This window comes from Streptomyces sp. NPDC043867, assembly GCF_056435845.1.
In genome coordinates this window covers 1-13,119 of the sequence record NZ_JBWKDS010000050.1, presented here as the reverse complement: position 1 = coordinate 13,119, position 13,119 = coordinate 1, and the positions used below count along the sequence as shown (strand labels likewise).

At 73.0% G+C, this 13,119-nt stretch carries 14 protein-coding genes; 3 read left to right on the top strand and 11 right to left on the bottom strand.

Annotated elements, in window-relative coordinates; all coding sequences use genetic code 11:
* From AC069T_RS33770 to AC069T_RS33760, 3 genes are read right to left on the bottom strand one after another with little or no spacing between them, the layout of a single operon-like run.
* Entirely contained in the window at positions 1 to 831 is an 831-nt protein-coding gene (locus AC069T_RS33770) for a hypothetical protein (protein ID WP_478786372.1), read from the bottom strand.
* A complete protein-coding gene (locus AC069T_RS33765) occupies positions 828 to 2,096 on the bottom strand; it encodes a glycosyltransferase family 4 protein (protein WP_478786371.1) in 1,269 nt (422 codons plus the stop codon). Before AC069T_RS33765 ends, AC069T_RS33770 begins: the two co-directional genes overlap by 4 nt.
* A 38-nt stretch (positions 2,097 to 2,134) precedes the next feature.
* The gene (locus tag AC069T_RS33760; RefSeq protein ID WP_478786370.1) at positions 2,135 to 2,932 is read right to left on the bottom strand and encodes a transglycosylase family protein; all 798 of its coding nucleotides are present in this window, start codon (positions 2,930 to 2,932) and stop codon (positions 2,135 to 2,137) included.
* A 408-nt stretch (positions 2,933 to 3,340) separates the two neighbouring features.
* Between AC069T_RS33760 and AC069T_RS33755 the strand changes: the two genes are divergently transcribed.
* Positions 3,341 to 4,129 carry a hypothetical protein gene (locus tag AC069T_RS33755; protein ID WP_478786369.1) on the top strand — a complete coding sequence of 263 codons (789 nt, stop codon included), beginning with the start codon at positions 3,341 to 3,343 and terminating at the stop codon, positions 4,127 to 4,129.
* A 131-nt stretch (positions 4,130 to 4,260) separates the two neighbouring features.
* The gene (locus AC069T_RS33750) at positions 4,261 to 4,686 is read left to right on the top strand and encodes a hypothetical protein (RefSeq protein WP_478786368.1); all 426 of its coding nucleotides are present in this window, start codon (positions 4,261 to 4,263) and stop codon (positions 4,684 to 4,686) included.
* A gap of 55 nt (positions 4,687 to 4,741) precedes the next feature.
* Here AC069T_RS33750 and der read toward each other — a convergent pair whose 3' ends face one another.
* The 5 genes from der to aroH all read right to left on the bottom strand — a co-directional run bounded on the left by der (position 4,742) and on the right by aroH (position 9,321).
* Positions 4,742 to 6,217, bottom strand: coding sequence for a ribosome biogenesis GTPase Der (gene der / locus AC069T_RS33745; RefSeq protein ID WP_358854132.1), 1,476 nt, complete (start codon positions 6,215 to 6,217; stop codon positions 4,742 to 4,744).
* A gap of 103 nt (positions 6,218 to 6,320) precedes the next feature.
* On the bottom strand, positions 6,321 to 7,031 hold the full coding sequence (locus tag AC069T_RS33740; protein WP_478786367.1) for a lysophospholipid acyltransferase family protein: 711 nt from the start codon (positions 7,029 to 7,031) through the stop codon (positions 6,321 to 6,323).
* Positions 6,989 to 7,684, bottom strand: coding sequence for a (d)CMP kinase (gene cmk / locus AC069T_RS33735; protein ID WP_358854130.1), 696 nt, complete (start codon positions 7,682 to 7,684; stop codon positions 6,989 to 6,991). Before cmk ends, AC069T_RS33740 begins: the two co-directional genes overlap by 43 nt.
* A gap of 192 nt (positions 7,685 to 7,876) precedes the next feature.
* The gene (locus tag AC069T_RS33730; protein WP_478786366.1) at positions 7,877 to 8,962 is read right to left on the bottom strand and encodes a prephenate dehydrogenase; all 1,086 of its coding nucleotides are present in this window, start codon (positions 8,960 to 8,962) and stop codon (positions 7,877 to 7,879) included.
* On the bottom strand, positions 8,959 to 9,321 hold the full coding sequence (gene aroH / locus AC069T_RS33725) for a chorismate mutase (protein WP_478786365.1): 363 nt from the start codon (positions 9,319 to 9,321) through the stop codon (positions 8,959 to 8,961). Before aroH ends, AC069T_RS33730 begins: the two co-directional genes overlap by 4 nt.
* 251 nt (positions 9,322 to 9,572) lie before the next feature.
* On the opposite strand from aroH, the gene AC069T_RS33720 reads away from it, so the two are divergent.
* Positions 9,573 to 10,337: a nucleotidyltransferase domain-containing protein gene (locus tag AC069T_RS33720; protein WP_478786364.1), complete on the top strand. Its 765-nt coding sequence runs from the start codon at positions 9,573 to 9,575 to the stop codon at positions 10,335 to 10,337.
* On the opposite strand, the gene AC069T_RS33715 is transcribed toward AC069T_RS33720, so the two are convergent.
* Genes AC069T_RS33715 through AC069T_RS33705 form a run of 3 tightly spaced genes read right to left on the bottom strand, consistent with a single transcriptional unit; the run spans position 10,242 to position 12,793 of the window.
* Entirely contained in the window at positions 10,242 to 11,012 is a 771-nt protein-coding gene (locus AC069T_RS33715; protein WP_478786363.1) for a nucleotidyltransferase domain-containing protein, read from the bottom strand. The two genes, AC069T_RS33720 and AC069T_RS33715, sit on opposite strands and share 96 nt — an antisense overlap.
* Before the next feature lie 3 nt (positions 11,013 to 11,015).
* Entirely contained in the window at positions 11,016 to 12,038 is a 1,023-nt protein-coding gene (locus AC069T_RS33710) for an ADP-ribosylglycohydrolase family protein (protein ID WP_478786362.1), read from the bottom strand.
* Positions 12,035 to 12,793 carry an NUDIX hydrolase gene (locus AC069T_RS33705; protein ID WP_478786361.1) on the bottom strand — a complete coding sequence of 253 codons (759 nt, stop codon included), beginning with the start codon at positions 12,791 to 12,793 and terminating at the stop codon, positions 12,035 to 12,037. The genes AC069T_RS33710 and AC069T_RS33705 overlap by 4 nt, the downstream gene beginning before the upstream one ends.
* Positions 12,794 to 13,119: the final 326 nt, after the last annotated feature.

Sequence of the window (13,119 nt, the reverse complement as noted above, 5' to 3'; positions counted from 1 at the left end):
TCAGCCGGCCGCGGTGACCGCGACGGACAGGTCGTTGTCCCGGGTGTAGTAGGGCCCGGCCTGCACCGGGCCGTGCTCCGTCTCCAGGTCGACCCCGGGATAGGCGAAGATGCCCTTCTTGTCGGCGACGTCGTCGAGCAGCCGCGCGATCCGCACCCGCGGTCCGGTCTCCCCCGCGGGCCGCAGCCACAGATCCCAGATGCCGGGCGCCAGTGCTCCGTACGACAGGGTGAGGGCGAACTGGGCCCGCTCCGCGTGCACTTCGGCGCGCACCACGGAACCCGCGGGGTGCCGGTGGCGCAGCTCGGCGTGGGCGTCCGGCCCGAGCGCGGTGCCGAACACCCTTCCGCGCACCGTCAGTCGGTCCTTCTCTATCAGCAGTTCACCGGCCTCCGCGTGCGGTGCGCGCAGCCAGCTGCGGACGGTGAGGTTGCCGTGCTTGGTCGCGTACGGGATGCGGACGGCGACATGGCCGAGGGAGCCGCTGGGCATCCGGTCGACGAGGGAGCGCAGGTCGTTGACGCCCGGCGTCAGGCGCCTCGGTTCGCCCCCGGCGACCTGCGCGTACGCGTCCCAGCGGCCCTCGGGCAGGGCGACGCTGCTGGGCAGGGCGGCGCGCAGCCGGCCGTCCGCGGCCGGGCTCAGCGGCAGACTGACCTCCTCGGTGCCCTCCCGGCGGCGCAGCACCAGGAGTGCGTCTCCCGGCTCTCCCGTCTCCGTCACGTCGAAGGTGAGTCCGCCGGCGGAGTCGGCGATGCAGTCGGCACGCGGCGGCATGGCGGTGTCCTCGTCGGATCGCTGGGGTGTGGTCTGCGGAGCCGGCGTTCTCATGCGGTGTGCCCCTTCGTCGCGGCGACGCGTCCGGCATCCCGAACGGCATACGCACCGCTGAGCAGCGCTCCGCGCGTACGGTGCAGCGATCCGCGCACCCGGCCCCCGAGGGTGGAGCCGCCGCGGCCCGCCAGACCGGAGAAGATGGACTCGTAGCGCTCGGCGATCCGGGCCGGGTCGAAGCGCGCGGAGTCCTTCAGCGCCGCGTCGGCCATCCGCAGCCGCAGGCCGTCGTCGTTGATCAGTTCCAGGAGTCCCGCGGCGATGGCCTCCACGTTGCCGACCTCGACCAGGCGGCCGTCGACACCGTTGTCGATGATCTCGCCGGGACCGTGCGGGCAGTCGGTGGACACCACGGGCAGACCGCAGCGCATGGCCTCCACGATCGTCATGCCGAACGACTCCAGGCTGGAGGTGACGGCGGCGATGGACCCCTTGGCCCATTCCGGTTCGATGGGGTTGACGGGGCCCATCAGGTACACGTGGTTGTAGAGGCCGAGTTCGTCGATCAGGGCCCGCAGCTTGTCCCTCTGCCGGCCGCCGCCGTAGATCCGCAGGCGCCAGTCCGGCCGCTGGGCGCGCACCCGGTCGAAGGCCCTGATGAGCAGGTCGTACCGCTTCACCGGGGCGAGCCGTCCGGCCGCGACGACCCACTTGCCCGAGCCGTCCGCCGGCTCGACGCCGGGGGCGGGCACCGGGTTGGGCACGGCCTCCACCCGGACCCCGGGCAGCCGCATCCTGCCGCGGTAGGCGCGGGCGTCGGCCTCGGTGGTCGTGGTGAGGGCGTCGAGCCGCGGGTAGGCGCCGCGCAGCTGGGCGCGCAGGGCGGCGGAGTGGCTGTCGAGCGTGAGGTGCTCCTGTCCGACGCGGAGCGGACCGCGGCGGGTCTGGCGGGCCAGATGGACGTTCAGGCCGGGCCTGGTGCCGATCACGACGTCGGCGTCGACCTTCGCGAGGTGCTCGGCGATGCGCCGGTCGGTGAGCGCGCTGTACTGCTCGTAGCGGCCCTCGGCGCGGGGGAAGACCTTGGCGGGACGGCTCAGGTCCGGATCGTCGCCGTCGCGTCCCCCGCCGTCATCACGGACGTCGACGAGATGCCGCAGCCGTACGCGCGGGTCGGGTGCGAAGGCCGGCTCGTCGCGGTGGCGGAAGACCGAGACGATCTCGACGTCGTGCTGCCGGGCGAGGGTGTTGGCCAGGTTGTACGTCGTCCGTATGGTCCCCCCGATGCCGTACGCGTTGTGTATCAGGAAGGAAATATGCATGCGTCCCCGAATCTGCTGTGTTCCCCTATCTCGTCCACCTACCGCATGGTTAGACCCGGAGGTTCATCAAGGGGTTGGGTCCCCTTACCGTGTTGTTCCCGAACAGTTGCCCGATCGGTAGGCGAATAGGGGAACCCTTGTTCCGCGTCGTGCATCGGGGCCGCCGGGGCGGAGAGTGACGGCACCGACGAGGGCGCGGGGGCCGGGGACGCGAGCGGGGGGCCGAAGAGCACGCGGTCCGCATGCCGGGCCGTGCCGGAACCCTGCGGGATGACCAGCATCGTGCCCGGGTTCAGCCGGCCGGGACGGGGACCGAGCATCTGCTTGTTGGCCTTCTGGAGAGCTGTCCTGCCGCCCTTGACGCCGTACTTGCGGGCGATCGACGACAGCGTCTCGCCGGACTTCACCACATGCACCCGGCCCGCGAGCCCGTACTTCCTCGAGCAGTACGGCCAGGCTCCCCACCCCTGGGAGGCCAGCACCTCCCGGGCGACCTTGATCTGCTGCTTGCGGGTGGCGAGATCGGCGCGCGGCGCGTACGCGAGCCCGCCGAACTCCTTCCAGGTGGACTGCCCGAACTGCAGCCCTCCGTAGAAGCCGTTCCCGGTGTTCGCGTGCCACCGCCCGCTGCTCTCGCACTCGGCGAGACACCCCCAGGGCCAGTCCTTCGCCGCGCAGTCGTACAGGCCTCCCTGCGATCCGGGAAGCGTGGATCCGGGAAACGGCGGTCCGGGAAACGGCGGGGGCGCGGCGGTCGCCCGCGACGGGAGGAGTACGGCCAGGGCGGCGGCGGCCACGGCCGCGTACCGGATGCGCTTGATCGACACGGCGAGCATCGGCCCACGCTAGGCCGCGGGCCGCCGCCGGGCCGCCGACCGCGCCCGGGGGCGGCCGGGGTCCCACCCGGTCGGAGGACCGGCGGCCCGGCCGGCCGCCCTCGGGAGCGGCGGCGAAATTTACGTCAGCCCCCGCATGCGGCGATGTCCGGATTTGTCGACCTGTCGGCTCGACGGTCGACGGCTCGCCGGAGCGGCACAACTCACCCTCCGCCCCGAGCAGTTGGCAGGCGGGAGTGCATCCCGGTGCGTACGTCACCCCGTGCGCCGGCCGGTTCGATTCCGTTCGCCCCCGGGCGTGACCCCTGCCGCGGATCGCCCGTTGTCTTCTTCATGAGCCGGGGACCCCCGGTTCATGGGCCGGGAGCCACCCGGCATCGCCACGTACCGCATCCCGAGGAGCCACCCGTGCCGCGCATGCTCGACGTCAGCGACGACGTACGCGCCGAGATCGGCGACGAAGAAGCCGACCGGCTGCTCGCCGGAGAGAACGCCCCGGGCAGTTACGACTGCACGTCCTGCCGCACCCCGGGCGACTCGGAACAGGAGCGCACCAGCACCGTCCTGTTCATCGGCGACGAGACCGCCGTCCTGGCCTTCGCCCACGCCACCTGCCTGCCCTCCCAGGTCGTCCAGGTCACCGAGGAGCAGCTCCAGGGCGCCGCCCGCTCCATCGGTGCCGACGACACGCCGGCCCAGGCCGCACCCGCGCAGGCAGCGCCCGAGCAGGCCGTGCTCGGCGTCACCAGCGGACTCGTCCTGATCAGCGGCGAGCTGCACCCGGCGCTCGTCGTCGAGCCCACCGGACCCATCGCCCGCCCGGGCACGAACGGCCCGGGGGACGACTTCCTGCCGCTGCTCATCGAACAGGGCTTCATGCCGGTGACCGAGCTGAACTCGGCGCCCTCCGTGCTGCACGGCTGGTCCGTGCTGCTCGCCATGGGCCAGCTGCACGCGGTGCTCCAGCCGGGCACCGGCGGCGGCTCCCCGGTCGCCTGGTGGCAGGCGCACCAGCCGCTCCAGGTCACCGAGAGCTGGCGGGCCGCCGCCAACAAGCACCAGCAGGTGCTGCTGTTCGCGGCCCCGGTCGGCTCGATCGGGCGACAGCCGCGCGAGGACCTGCTGCGCGACGCGCTCGACAAGGCCGCCGCAGGCGGCCAGCTCGTCGCCGCCGCCCTGCCGCTCGCGGGCACCTGAGCCTCCGGGACGGGAGCCGGGGCGCGCCGCCGGTCGCGCCCCGGCTCCCTCACGCTGCCCCACATGACCGCTGACCTGCGAAAGCGGCGGGGCGACCGCATCCGTTGGGCGACCGGGTCGTTGGCACAGACGTGCACACCTACGACTCCCCCCGCCGCCAGCCCTTCCAGCCGATCCCGTCCGCGCGACCGGCCCAGGACCCGCCGGGCGGCCCATCGGCCACGCCGATCTACGACGCGCTCTACGCGGAGTGGGTCAGGTCCTTCAGGGCGCTGCCCGGCGACCGCCACGGGGAGGAGGAGACGGTCTTCACCCCCTTCGGGAGCCTGCCGCGGGGGGCGAGTTCGTACACCTCGTACAGCACCTACAGCTCGTACAGCGCGGGCGCGCACTCCGCGCGCCAGGGCAGCGCCCAGCACACGGACCCGCACCGGGGCTCACACGAGACGCACACCGCCTCGACGCCCGCCGTCTGGCAGGCGGGCGTACGGCAGCACGGCACCGGGATGCACCACGTTCCGGCGGCGCTGCCGCCCGCGCCCCGCAAGGGGATCTGAGGCGGGACCCACGGGAAAGGGGCGGCTCCTCGAAGGAGCCGCCCCTTTCCCGTGATCACTTCTTCTTGGCGCCGCGCTTCTCGCGCACCCGCACGGAGATGTGGATCGGGGTCCCCGCGAAGCTGAACTCCTCGCGCAGCCGGCGCTCGATGAAGCGCCGGTAGCCGTGCTCGATGAAGCCGGAGGCGAAGAGCACGAAGCGCGGCGGCTTGGTGCCCGCCTGGGTGCCGAAGAGGATGCGCGGCTGCTTGCCGCCCCGGATCGGGTGCGGGTGGGCGGCGACCAGCTCACCGAGGAAGGCGTTCAGCCGGCCCGTCGGGACGCGGGTCTCCCAGCCGGCCAGCGCCGTCTCGATCGCCGGGACGAGCTTCTCCATGTGCCGTCCGGTGCGCGCCGAGACGTTCACCCGCGGCGCCCAGGCCACCTGGAGGAGTTCGGTCTCGATCTCCCGCTCCAGGTAGTAGCGGCGCTCCTCGTCGAGGGTGTCCCACTTGTTGAACGCCAGGACGATCGCGCGGCCCGCCTCGACGGCCATCGTGACGATGCGCTGGTCCTGCACCGAGATGCTCTCGGACGCGTCGATCAGGATGACGGCGACCTCGGCCTTCTCGACGGCGGCGGCCGTGCGCAGCGAGGCGTAGTAGTCGGCGCCCTGCTGGAGGTGGACACGCTTGCGGATGCCCGCCGTGTCGACGAACTTCCAGGTCACGCCGCCGAGTTCGATCAGCTCGTCGACCGGGTCGCGAGTGGTGCCCGCGATCTCGTTGACGACCACCCGGTCCTCGTTCGCCACCTTGTTGAGCAGGGACGACTTGCCGACGTTCGGGCGGCCGATGAGGGCGATGCGACGGGGGCCGCCGACGGCGCCGCCGAAGGTCTGCGCCGGTGCCTCGGGCAGGGCCTCCAGGACGGCGTCCAGCATGTCGCCGGTGCCGCGGCCGTGCAGCGCGGAGACGGGGTGCGGCTCACCGAGGCCGAGGGCCCACAGGTGGGAGGCGTCGGCCTCGCCGCTCTGGCCGTCGACCTTGTTGGCGCACAGCACGACGGGCTTGCCGGCTTTGCGCAGCAGGCGCACGACGGCCTCGTCGGTGTCGGTGGCGCCGACCTTGGCGTCGACGACGAAGACGACCGCGTCGGCCGCCTCGATCGCGTACTCGGCCTGCGCGGCCACGGAGGCGTCGATGCCGAGGACGTCCTGCTCCCAGCCGCCGGTGTCGACGAGCTTGAAGCGGCGGCCCGCCCACTCGGCCTCGTAGGTGACCCGGTCGCGGGTGACGCCGGGCTTGTCCTCGACGACGGCCTCACGGCGGCCGATGATGCGGTTCACCAGGGTCGACTTGCCGACGTTCGGGCGGCCGACGACGGCGAGGACGGGCAGCGGGCCGTGGCCCGCCGCGTCGAGGGCGCCCTCGACGTCCTCGATGTCGAAGCCCTCTTCCGCGGCGAGCTCCATGAACTCCGCGTACTCGGCATCGCCAAGCGCCCCGTGCTCGTGCTCGGCCGAGCCCTCGGGCTGGATGTGGTCGTTCATGAAGTGCGTACCTCGTCGTTCATCGTGGTGATCGGTGGATGCGCCCGGTGCCGGGTGATCCACTACTCAAGTGTCGCTCAGCGCCCGGCGGGGCGCCCGGCGTTCATTGCGCCGGGCGTCCGGTGAGACGTCTGGCGTGGTCCAAGTGCGTACTGAGCTGCTTCTGGATGCGCAGGGTCGCCTCGTCCAGCGCCTGGCGCGTCCGTCGTCCGCTGCCGTCGCCCGCTTCGAAGGGGTCGCCGAAGACGACGTCGACCCGGCTGCGCAGCGGTGGCAGCGCCTTCGTCAACCGGCTGCTCCCGCCGGAACTTCCCAGCACCGCCACCGGGACGACGGGGGCGCCGCCGCGGAGGGCGAAGTACGCGAGCCCGGCCCGCAGCGAGGCGAAGTCGCCCTCGCCCCGGGTGCCCTCCGGGAAGATACCGAGGACGCCGCCGTCGTGGAGGACGCCGAGTGCCTGCGTGACGGCGGTGCGGTCGGTGGTGGTGCGGTCCACCTTCACCTGCCCGATGGCGAGCAGGAACGGGTCGAGCGGTCCGATGAACGCTTCCTTCTTGATCAGGAAGTGCGTGGGCCGGGGCGCCACCCCCATGACCATCGGGCCGTCGATGGCGTGCGAGTGGTTCACGGCGAGGATCGCCGGCCCCGTCGCGGGCACCCTCCAGACGCCGAGGACGCGCGGCCTCCACAGGCCGTACATCAGACCGACGCCGATACGGCGGCCGACCTCGGCGCCGCGGACGGACGGCGCCTGCGCCGCGAGGGCTCGACTCACTTCGCGGCCCGCTTCTCCTCGACGAGGGTGACGACGCACTCGATGACCTGCTGGAGCGTGAGGTCGGAGGTGTCCACCTCGACCGCGTCGTCCGCCTTGGCGAGCGGGGAGGTCTTGCGGCTGGAGTCGGCCGCGTCCCGCTTGATCAGGGCCTCGCGGGTGGCGTCGACGTCGGCGCCCTTGAGCTCGCCGCTGCGGCGGGCGGCACGCGCCTCCGGGGACGCGGTGAGGAAGATCTTCAGGTCGGCGTCCGGCAGCACCGTCGTACCGATGTCCCGCCCCTCGACGACGATGCCGCGCTCCGCGGTGCCGGCGATCGAGCGCTGCAGCTCCGTGATCAGCGTCCGGACCTCGGGCACCGCGCTGACCGCGCTCACCTTGGAGGTGACCTCCTGGGTGCGGATCGGGCCGGCGACGTCGGTCCCGTCGACGGTGATCGTCGGCGCGGACGGGTCGGTCCCGGAGACGATCTCCGGCTTCCCGGCGACGGCGGCGATCGCCGTGGGGTCGGTGATGTCGATCCCGTTGTTCACCATCCACCAGGTGATCGCCCGGTACTGGGCACCGGTGTCCAGGTAGCTGAGCCCCAGCTGCGCGGCGACGGCCTTGGAGGTGCTCGACTTGCCCGTGCCGGAGGGGCCGTCGATGGCGACAATCACTGCCGGGGCGGTCCGGGCGGCGCCGTTTTCCACGGTGGGGACACCTTCCTGGTGCGTGGTGGAGGTCTGTGCGGGGCACGAGGGCGCCCCGCACAAGGTTACTGGCTCCGCGGACCCCGTATTACTGGCCCGTCCCGGCGCCCCGCGACCGGCCCGTCACCGTCCCCCGCGGCGGCCCGTCACCGCCCCCGCGGCCGGCCCGTCGCCGCGCCCCGCGACCGGCGGCTACTGCCGCAGCGCCCAGCCCCGCTCGCGCAGGGCCGCGCTCAGCACCGGGGCCGCCTTCGGCTCCACCATCAGCTGGACCAGACCGGCCTGCCGTCCGGTGGCGTGCTCGATGCGCACGTCCTCGATGTTGACCCCGGCCGCGCCCGCGTCCGCGAAGATGCGGGCGAGCTGGCCCGGCTGGTCGTCGATCAGGACGGCGACGACGTCGTACGTCCGCGGGGCGGAGCCGTGCTTGCCGGGCACGCGGATCTGGCCCGCGTTGCCGCGGCGCAGGACGTTCTCGATGCCGGTGGCGCCCACCCGGCGCTTCGACTCGTCCGAGGACTGGAGGGCGCGCAGCGCCTCGACCGTCTCGTCGAGGTCCGCCGAGACGTCGGCGAGGAGGTCGGCGACCGGGCCCGGGTTCGCGGACAGGATGTCGATCCACATCCGGGGGTCGGAGGCCGCGATGCGGGTCACGTCGCGGATGCCCTGGCCGCAGAGCCGTACCGCCGCCTCCTCCGCGTGCTCCAGGCGCGCGGCGACCATGCTGGAGACGAGATGCGGCATGTGGGAGACGAGGGCCACGGCCCGGTCGTGGGCGTCCGCGTCCATGACGACCGGCACGGCACGGCAGTGCGACACCAGCTCCAGGGCGAGGTTGAGCACCTCGGTGTCGGTGTCGCGGGTGGGCGTCAGGACCCAGGGGCGGCCCTCGAAGAGGTCCCCGGTGGCGGCCAGCGGGCCGGACTTCTCCCGGCCCGACATGGGGTGCGTCCCGATGTACGAGGAGAGGTCGAGGCCGAGCGCCTCCAGCTCACGGCGCGGGCCGCCCTTGACGCTGGCCACGTCGAGGTAGCCGCGCGCCACCCCCCGCCTGAGCGCGTCGCCGAGGGTCGCCGCCACGTGGGCGGGCGGTGCCGCGACGATGGCGAGGTCGACGGGCCCGTCCGGCGCCTCGTCCGTGCCGGCGCCGAGGGCGGCGGCCGTACGGGCCTGCTCCGGGTCCCGGTCGACGAGGTGGACGACGACTCCGCGGGCGGTCAGCGCCAGCGCGGCCGACGTACCGATGAGGCCCGTTCCGAGGACGAGTGCGGTCCTCACTGGGCGATGTCCTTGCGCAGCGCGCCCGCGGCACCCAGGTACACATGCGTGATGTCGGCGCGGGGCTTGTCGGACTCGATGTGGGCGAGGATCCGCACCACCCGGGGCATCGCGCCCTCGATGTCCAGTTCCTGGGCGCAGATCAGCGGCACGTCGACGATGCCGAGCTTGCGGGCAGCCGCGGCCGGGAAGTCGCTGTGCAGGTCGGGCGTCGCGGTGAACCAGATGCTGATCAGGTCGTCCGTGGTGAGGCCGTTCCGCTCGAGGACGGCGGTGAGCAGCTCGCTGACCTGCTCGTCCATGTGGCCGGCCTCGTCCCGCTCCAGTTGGACGGCGCCCCGGACCGCTCGTACCGCCACGGTGATGCTCCTCGCTGATCTGCGTACACGTCGTGTCCCACCAGCGTAGTCAGCCCGCGGCGGGCCGGTGCGCGGCGCCCGCCTGCCGAGACGGCCGGGCGCACGCGTACTTCTGCGCCGGCCGTGCCTCGGAGTCATGGCCGGCCGGCACGTCCAGGGGCCCCGCGCCGCTGGTCGGGCCCGCGCGGAGAGGATCACGGGGACGGGAAATTCGATTCGCCGGGTCGGGGACGGCCCGTACGCTCCGGGGCATGCACTCCGAGGCCCTGGTACGCGACCACACGATCTACGCCTGTGTGATGGGCTCGCGCGCCTTCGGTCTGGCCACGGACGGCAGCGACACCGACCGCCGGGGCGTGTTCCTCGCCCCGACTCCGCTGTTCTGGCGTTTCGACAAGCCCCCGACCCACGTCGAGGGGCCGGCGGACGAACAGTTCAGCTGGGAGCTGGAGCGCTTCTGCTCCCTCGCCCTGCGCGCCAACCCGAACATCCTGGAGTGCCTGCACTCCCCGCTGGTGGAGCGCGTCGACGACACCGGCCGCGAACTGCTCGCCCTGCGCGAGGCGTTCCTCTCCCGGCAGGTGCACGAGACCTTCGCCCGTTACGCCCTCGGCCAGTACAAGAAGCTGGAGGCGGACGTGCGCGGGCACGGGGTGCCGCGCTGGAAGCACGCCATGCACCTGCTCCGTCTTCTCATGACCTCCCGCGACCTCCTGCGCACCGGCACCCTGACGACCGACGTCGGCGACCAGCGCGAGCCGCTGCTGGCCGTGCGGCGCGGCGAGGTTTCCTGGGCCCGCTTCGAGACCTGGATGTCCCGCCTGGCGGCGGAGGCCGACGAGGCGGCCACCCGCAGCCCCCTCCCCGCCGAGCCGGACCACGCCCGCGTCGAGGACTTCCTCGTCCGCACCCGCCACGCCTCAGCCCTGCGGACCGTCCCCCGAGCCCTCCAGACGCACCCGGACGACGAACTCGTGCAGGAGGTCGTGGACGGACGGGGCGTCGGGCAGTTCTGAGGCGTCCTGCGCCTCGTCCAGCCGGGCGTGCAGCTTCTCCACGTCGTCCCTCACGCGCGCGCGGCCGACGTCCGCCGCTCCGTGTTCCTGTTCGGCCTTCGCCGCGATCAGGTCCGGCAGGTACGCCGGAGCCCCGACCTGCCCGACGAGCGTGGGCAGGTCGGCCTGCACCTCACCGCTGCGCATCAGGTGGATGCCGGTGAGCAGCACCCGGAACGTGTAGAGCAGCGGCTTCAGTTCGCCGGTCTTCTCGAAGAGCCGCCACTGCGTCGTCGCGAATCCCCGGTAGTGGTGGGCGTGGTGGCTGGTCAGGGTGCCGGGTGCGAGCGCGGCCAGCTCGCGGTGCGCGTCGCTGGTGTGCACGACCAGGGGCGAGAGCAGCTGCTCCAGCACATAACCGTTGCGCCGCAGCATCAGCCGGACGAACTTGCGCAGGTCGTGGGTGACCAGGTCCATCTCGACGCCGTCCCGGTCCCACATCCGGGACCGGGTCTCCTCCGGCTCGCGCAGGCCCACGAGGGCGGCCGTCGGCAGCAGATGGACGCCCCGGAGGTCCACGTCCGAGTCGCGCGACGGGAAGCCGTAGAGGTGCGCTCCGGAGACGGTGGCGAAGAGCAGCGGGTCGGGCTGTTCCGCCACCACGGGGCCAAGATCGAATTCCAGGACGTCTCTCATGCCTCAAGCGTCCCAGAGCGCTCCCAGTGACATGAGGTCGCTCTGGTATTCGATGCGGTCGGCCCATTCCCGCGGCCAGGCGTCCGAGCCGTGGTAGGCGCCCGCGAAGGCGCCGGCCAGGCACGCTATCGAGTCCGAGTCGCCGGAGGTGCAGGCGGCCCGGCGCAGCGCGGTGACGGGTTCGTCGACGAACATCAGGAAGCACAACAGGCTCGTGGCGAGCGCCTCTTCGGCGATCCAGCCCTCCCCGGTGGCCAGGCAGGGGTCGGTCTCGGGGGAGACGGTGTGCACGGCGTGCCGGAGGCGGTCCAGCACGTCCAGGCACTCGTCCCAGCCGCGCGCGATGAAGCGCTCGGGCGTCGGGTCCTGGCCGCGGGTCCACAGGTCGCCGAGCCACCGCTCGTGATAGCGGCCGCGGTTCTCGTAGGCGTAGGAGCGCAGGAGGCCGATCAGCCCCCTCGGCTCGGCGCCCTGGGCGAGCAGCCGTACCGCGTGCATGGTGAGGTCCGAGGCGGCGAGCGCCGTCGGATGCCCGTGCGTGAGCGCCGCCTGCAACTGGGCTGCGCCCGCCCGCTGTTCGTCGCTCAGCCCGCGGATGAGGCCGAGCGGCGCGACCCGCATGTTCGCCCCGCAGCCCTTGGACTGGACCTGGCTGGCGTCCTGCCAGGGGCGTCGCTCCGACTTGAGGAGATCGCAGGCGACGAGGCAGGTGCGGCCGGGCGCGCGGTTGTTGTCGGGCGACTGGTACCAGTCCACGAACTCCTCGCGCACGGCCCGCTCGAGCCGCTTGGGCCCGAGCAGCCCGCGGTCCATCGCCGTCCGCAGCCCGCGTCCCAGTGCCAGCGTCATCTGCGTGTCGTCGGTGACGACGGCGGGCCTGGGCAGGTCCATCTCCCGCCACGGGCCGCACTTGGCGAGGATGGAGGGCACGTCGTTGAACTCGGTCGGGAAGCCCAGCGCGTCGCCGAGGGCGAGGCCGATCAGGGAGCCGGTGGCGGCGCGTTTCGCGAGCGTCGTGGTGGTCATGGGTTCCGTCCTTCCGAGGCGGGGCGCAGCAGGGGCGGGTGCAGGGCGGTGGCGCCGCCCGCGCGGTAGAGGGCGGCCGGTTTCCCGCGGCCGCCGGTCAGGCGCGCGGCGCCCGGGACCGGTTCGACGAAGCCCGGCGTGGCGAGGACCTTGCGCCGGAAGTTGGGCCGGTCGAGGGCGGTGCCCCACACGGTCTCGTAGACCTGCTGCAGCTCTCCGAGGGTGAACTCGGGCGGGCAGAAGGACGTGGCGAGACAGGTGTACTCGAACTTGGCGCCGACGCGGTCGTGGGCGTCGGCGAGGATCCGGTCGTGGTCGAAGGCGAGCGGGCCGAGGGCGTCGGAGCGCAGCCACCGGGCCTGGGCCGCGTCGCCGCCGCCCCGCGGCAGGGGCGGGTCGGGGAGCAGCGCGGCGAAGGCGATGGAGACGACCCGCATCCTCGGGTCGCGGCCGGGTTCGCTGTACGTCCGCAGCTGCTCCAGGTGCAGTCCGGAGACGTCCGACAGTCCGGTCTCCTCGGCGAGTTCGCGCCGGGCGGCCGTCTCCGCGGACTCGTCCGGCAGCACGAACCCCCCGGGCAGCGCCCAGCATCCCTCGTACGGCTCCTGCGCCCGCTCCACGAGGAGCACCTGGAGCCCGCCGGCGCGGACGGTGAGCACGGCGAGGTCGACGGTGACCGCGAAGGGCTCGAACGCGTACTTGTCGTAGCCCTCGGGTGCCCTGCCGCCGGGTGCCCGGCCCTCCTGCGCACGCACGTCCGCCCGCCCCCTTCCTGGTCGGCACGACCGATAGCCGGGACGACTAATAGTCAGGACGACCATAAAGGCGTGGCGCGGCACCCACAAGCCCCACGGCCCCGCGGATTTCGCGGGGCGTTCGGGGGTTCGCCGCCCGGAGATCGACTCCGGTCCGCGCGGGACGAACGCGTCGGCCGGCCCCGGAACAGTTCCGGGGCCGGCCGAGGGAGTACGCGGTGACGCGGGGCGACTAGGGCCTGTCGTTTGGATCACGCCGGCGTCGCGGGGTCTGGCACGCACATCTGCGGCGTTGTCGTCGGTCGCCGACGCTCCGCGTCGACTCC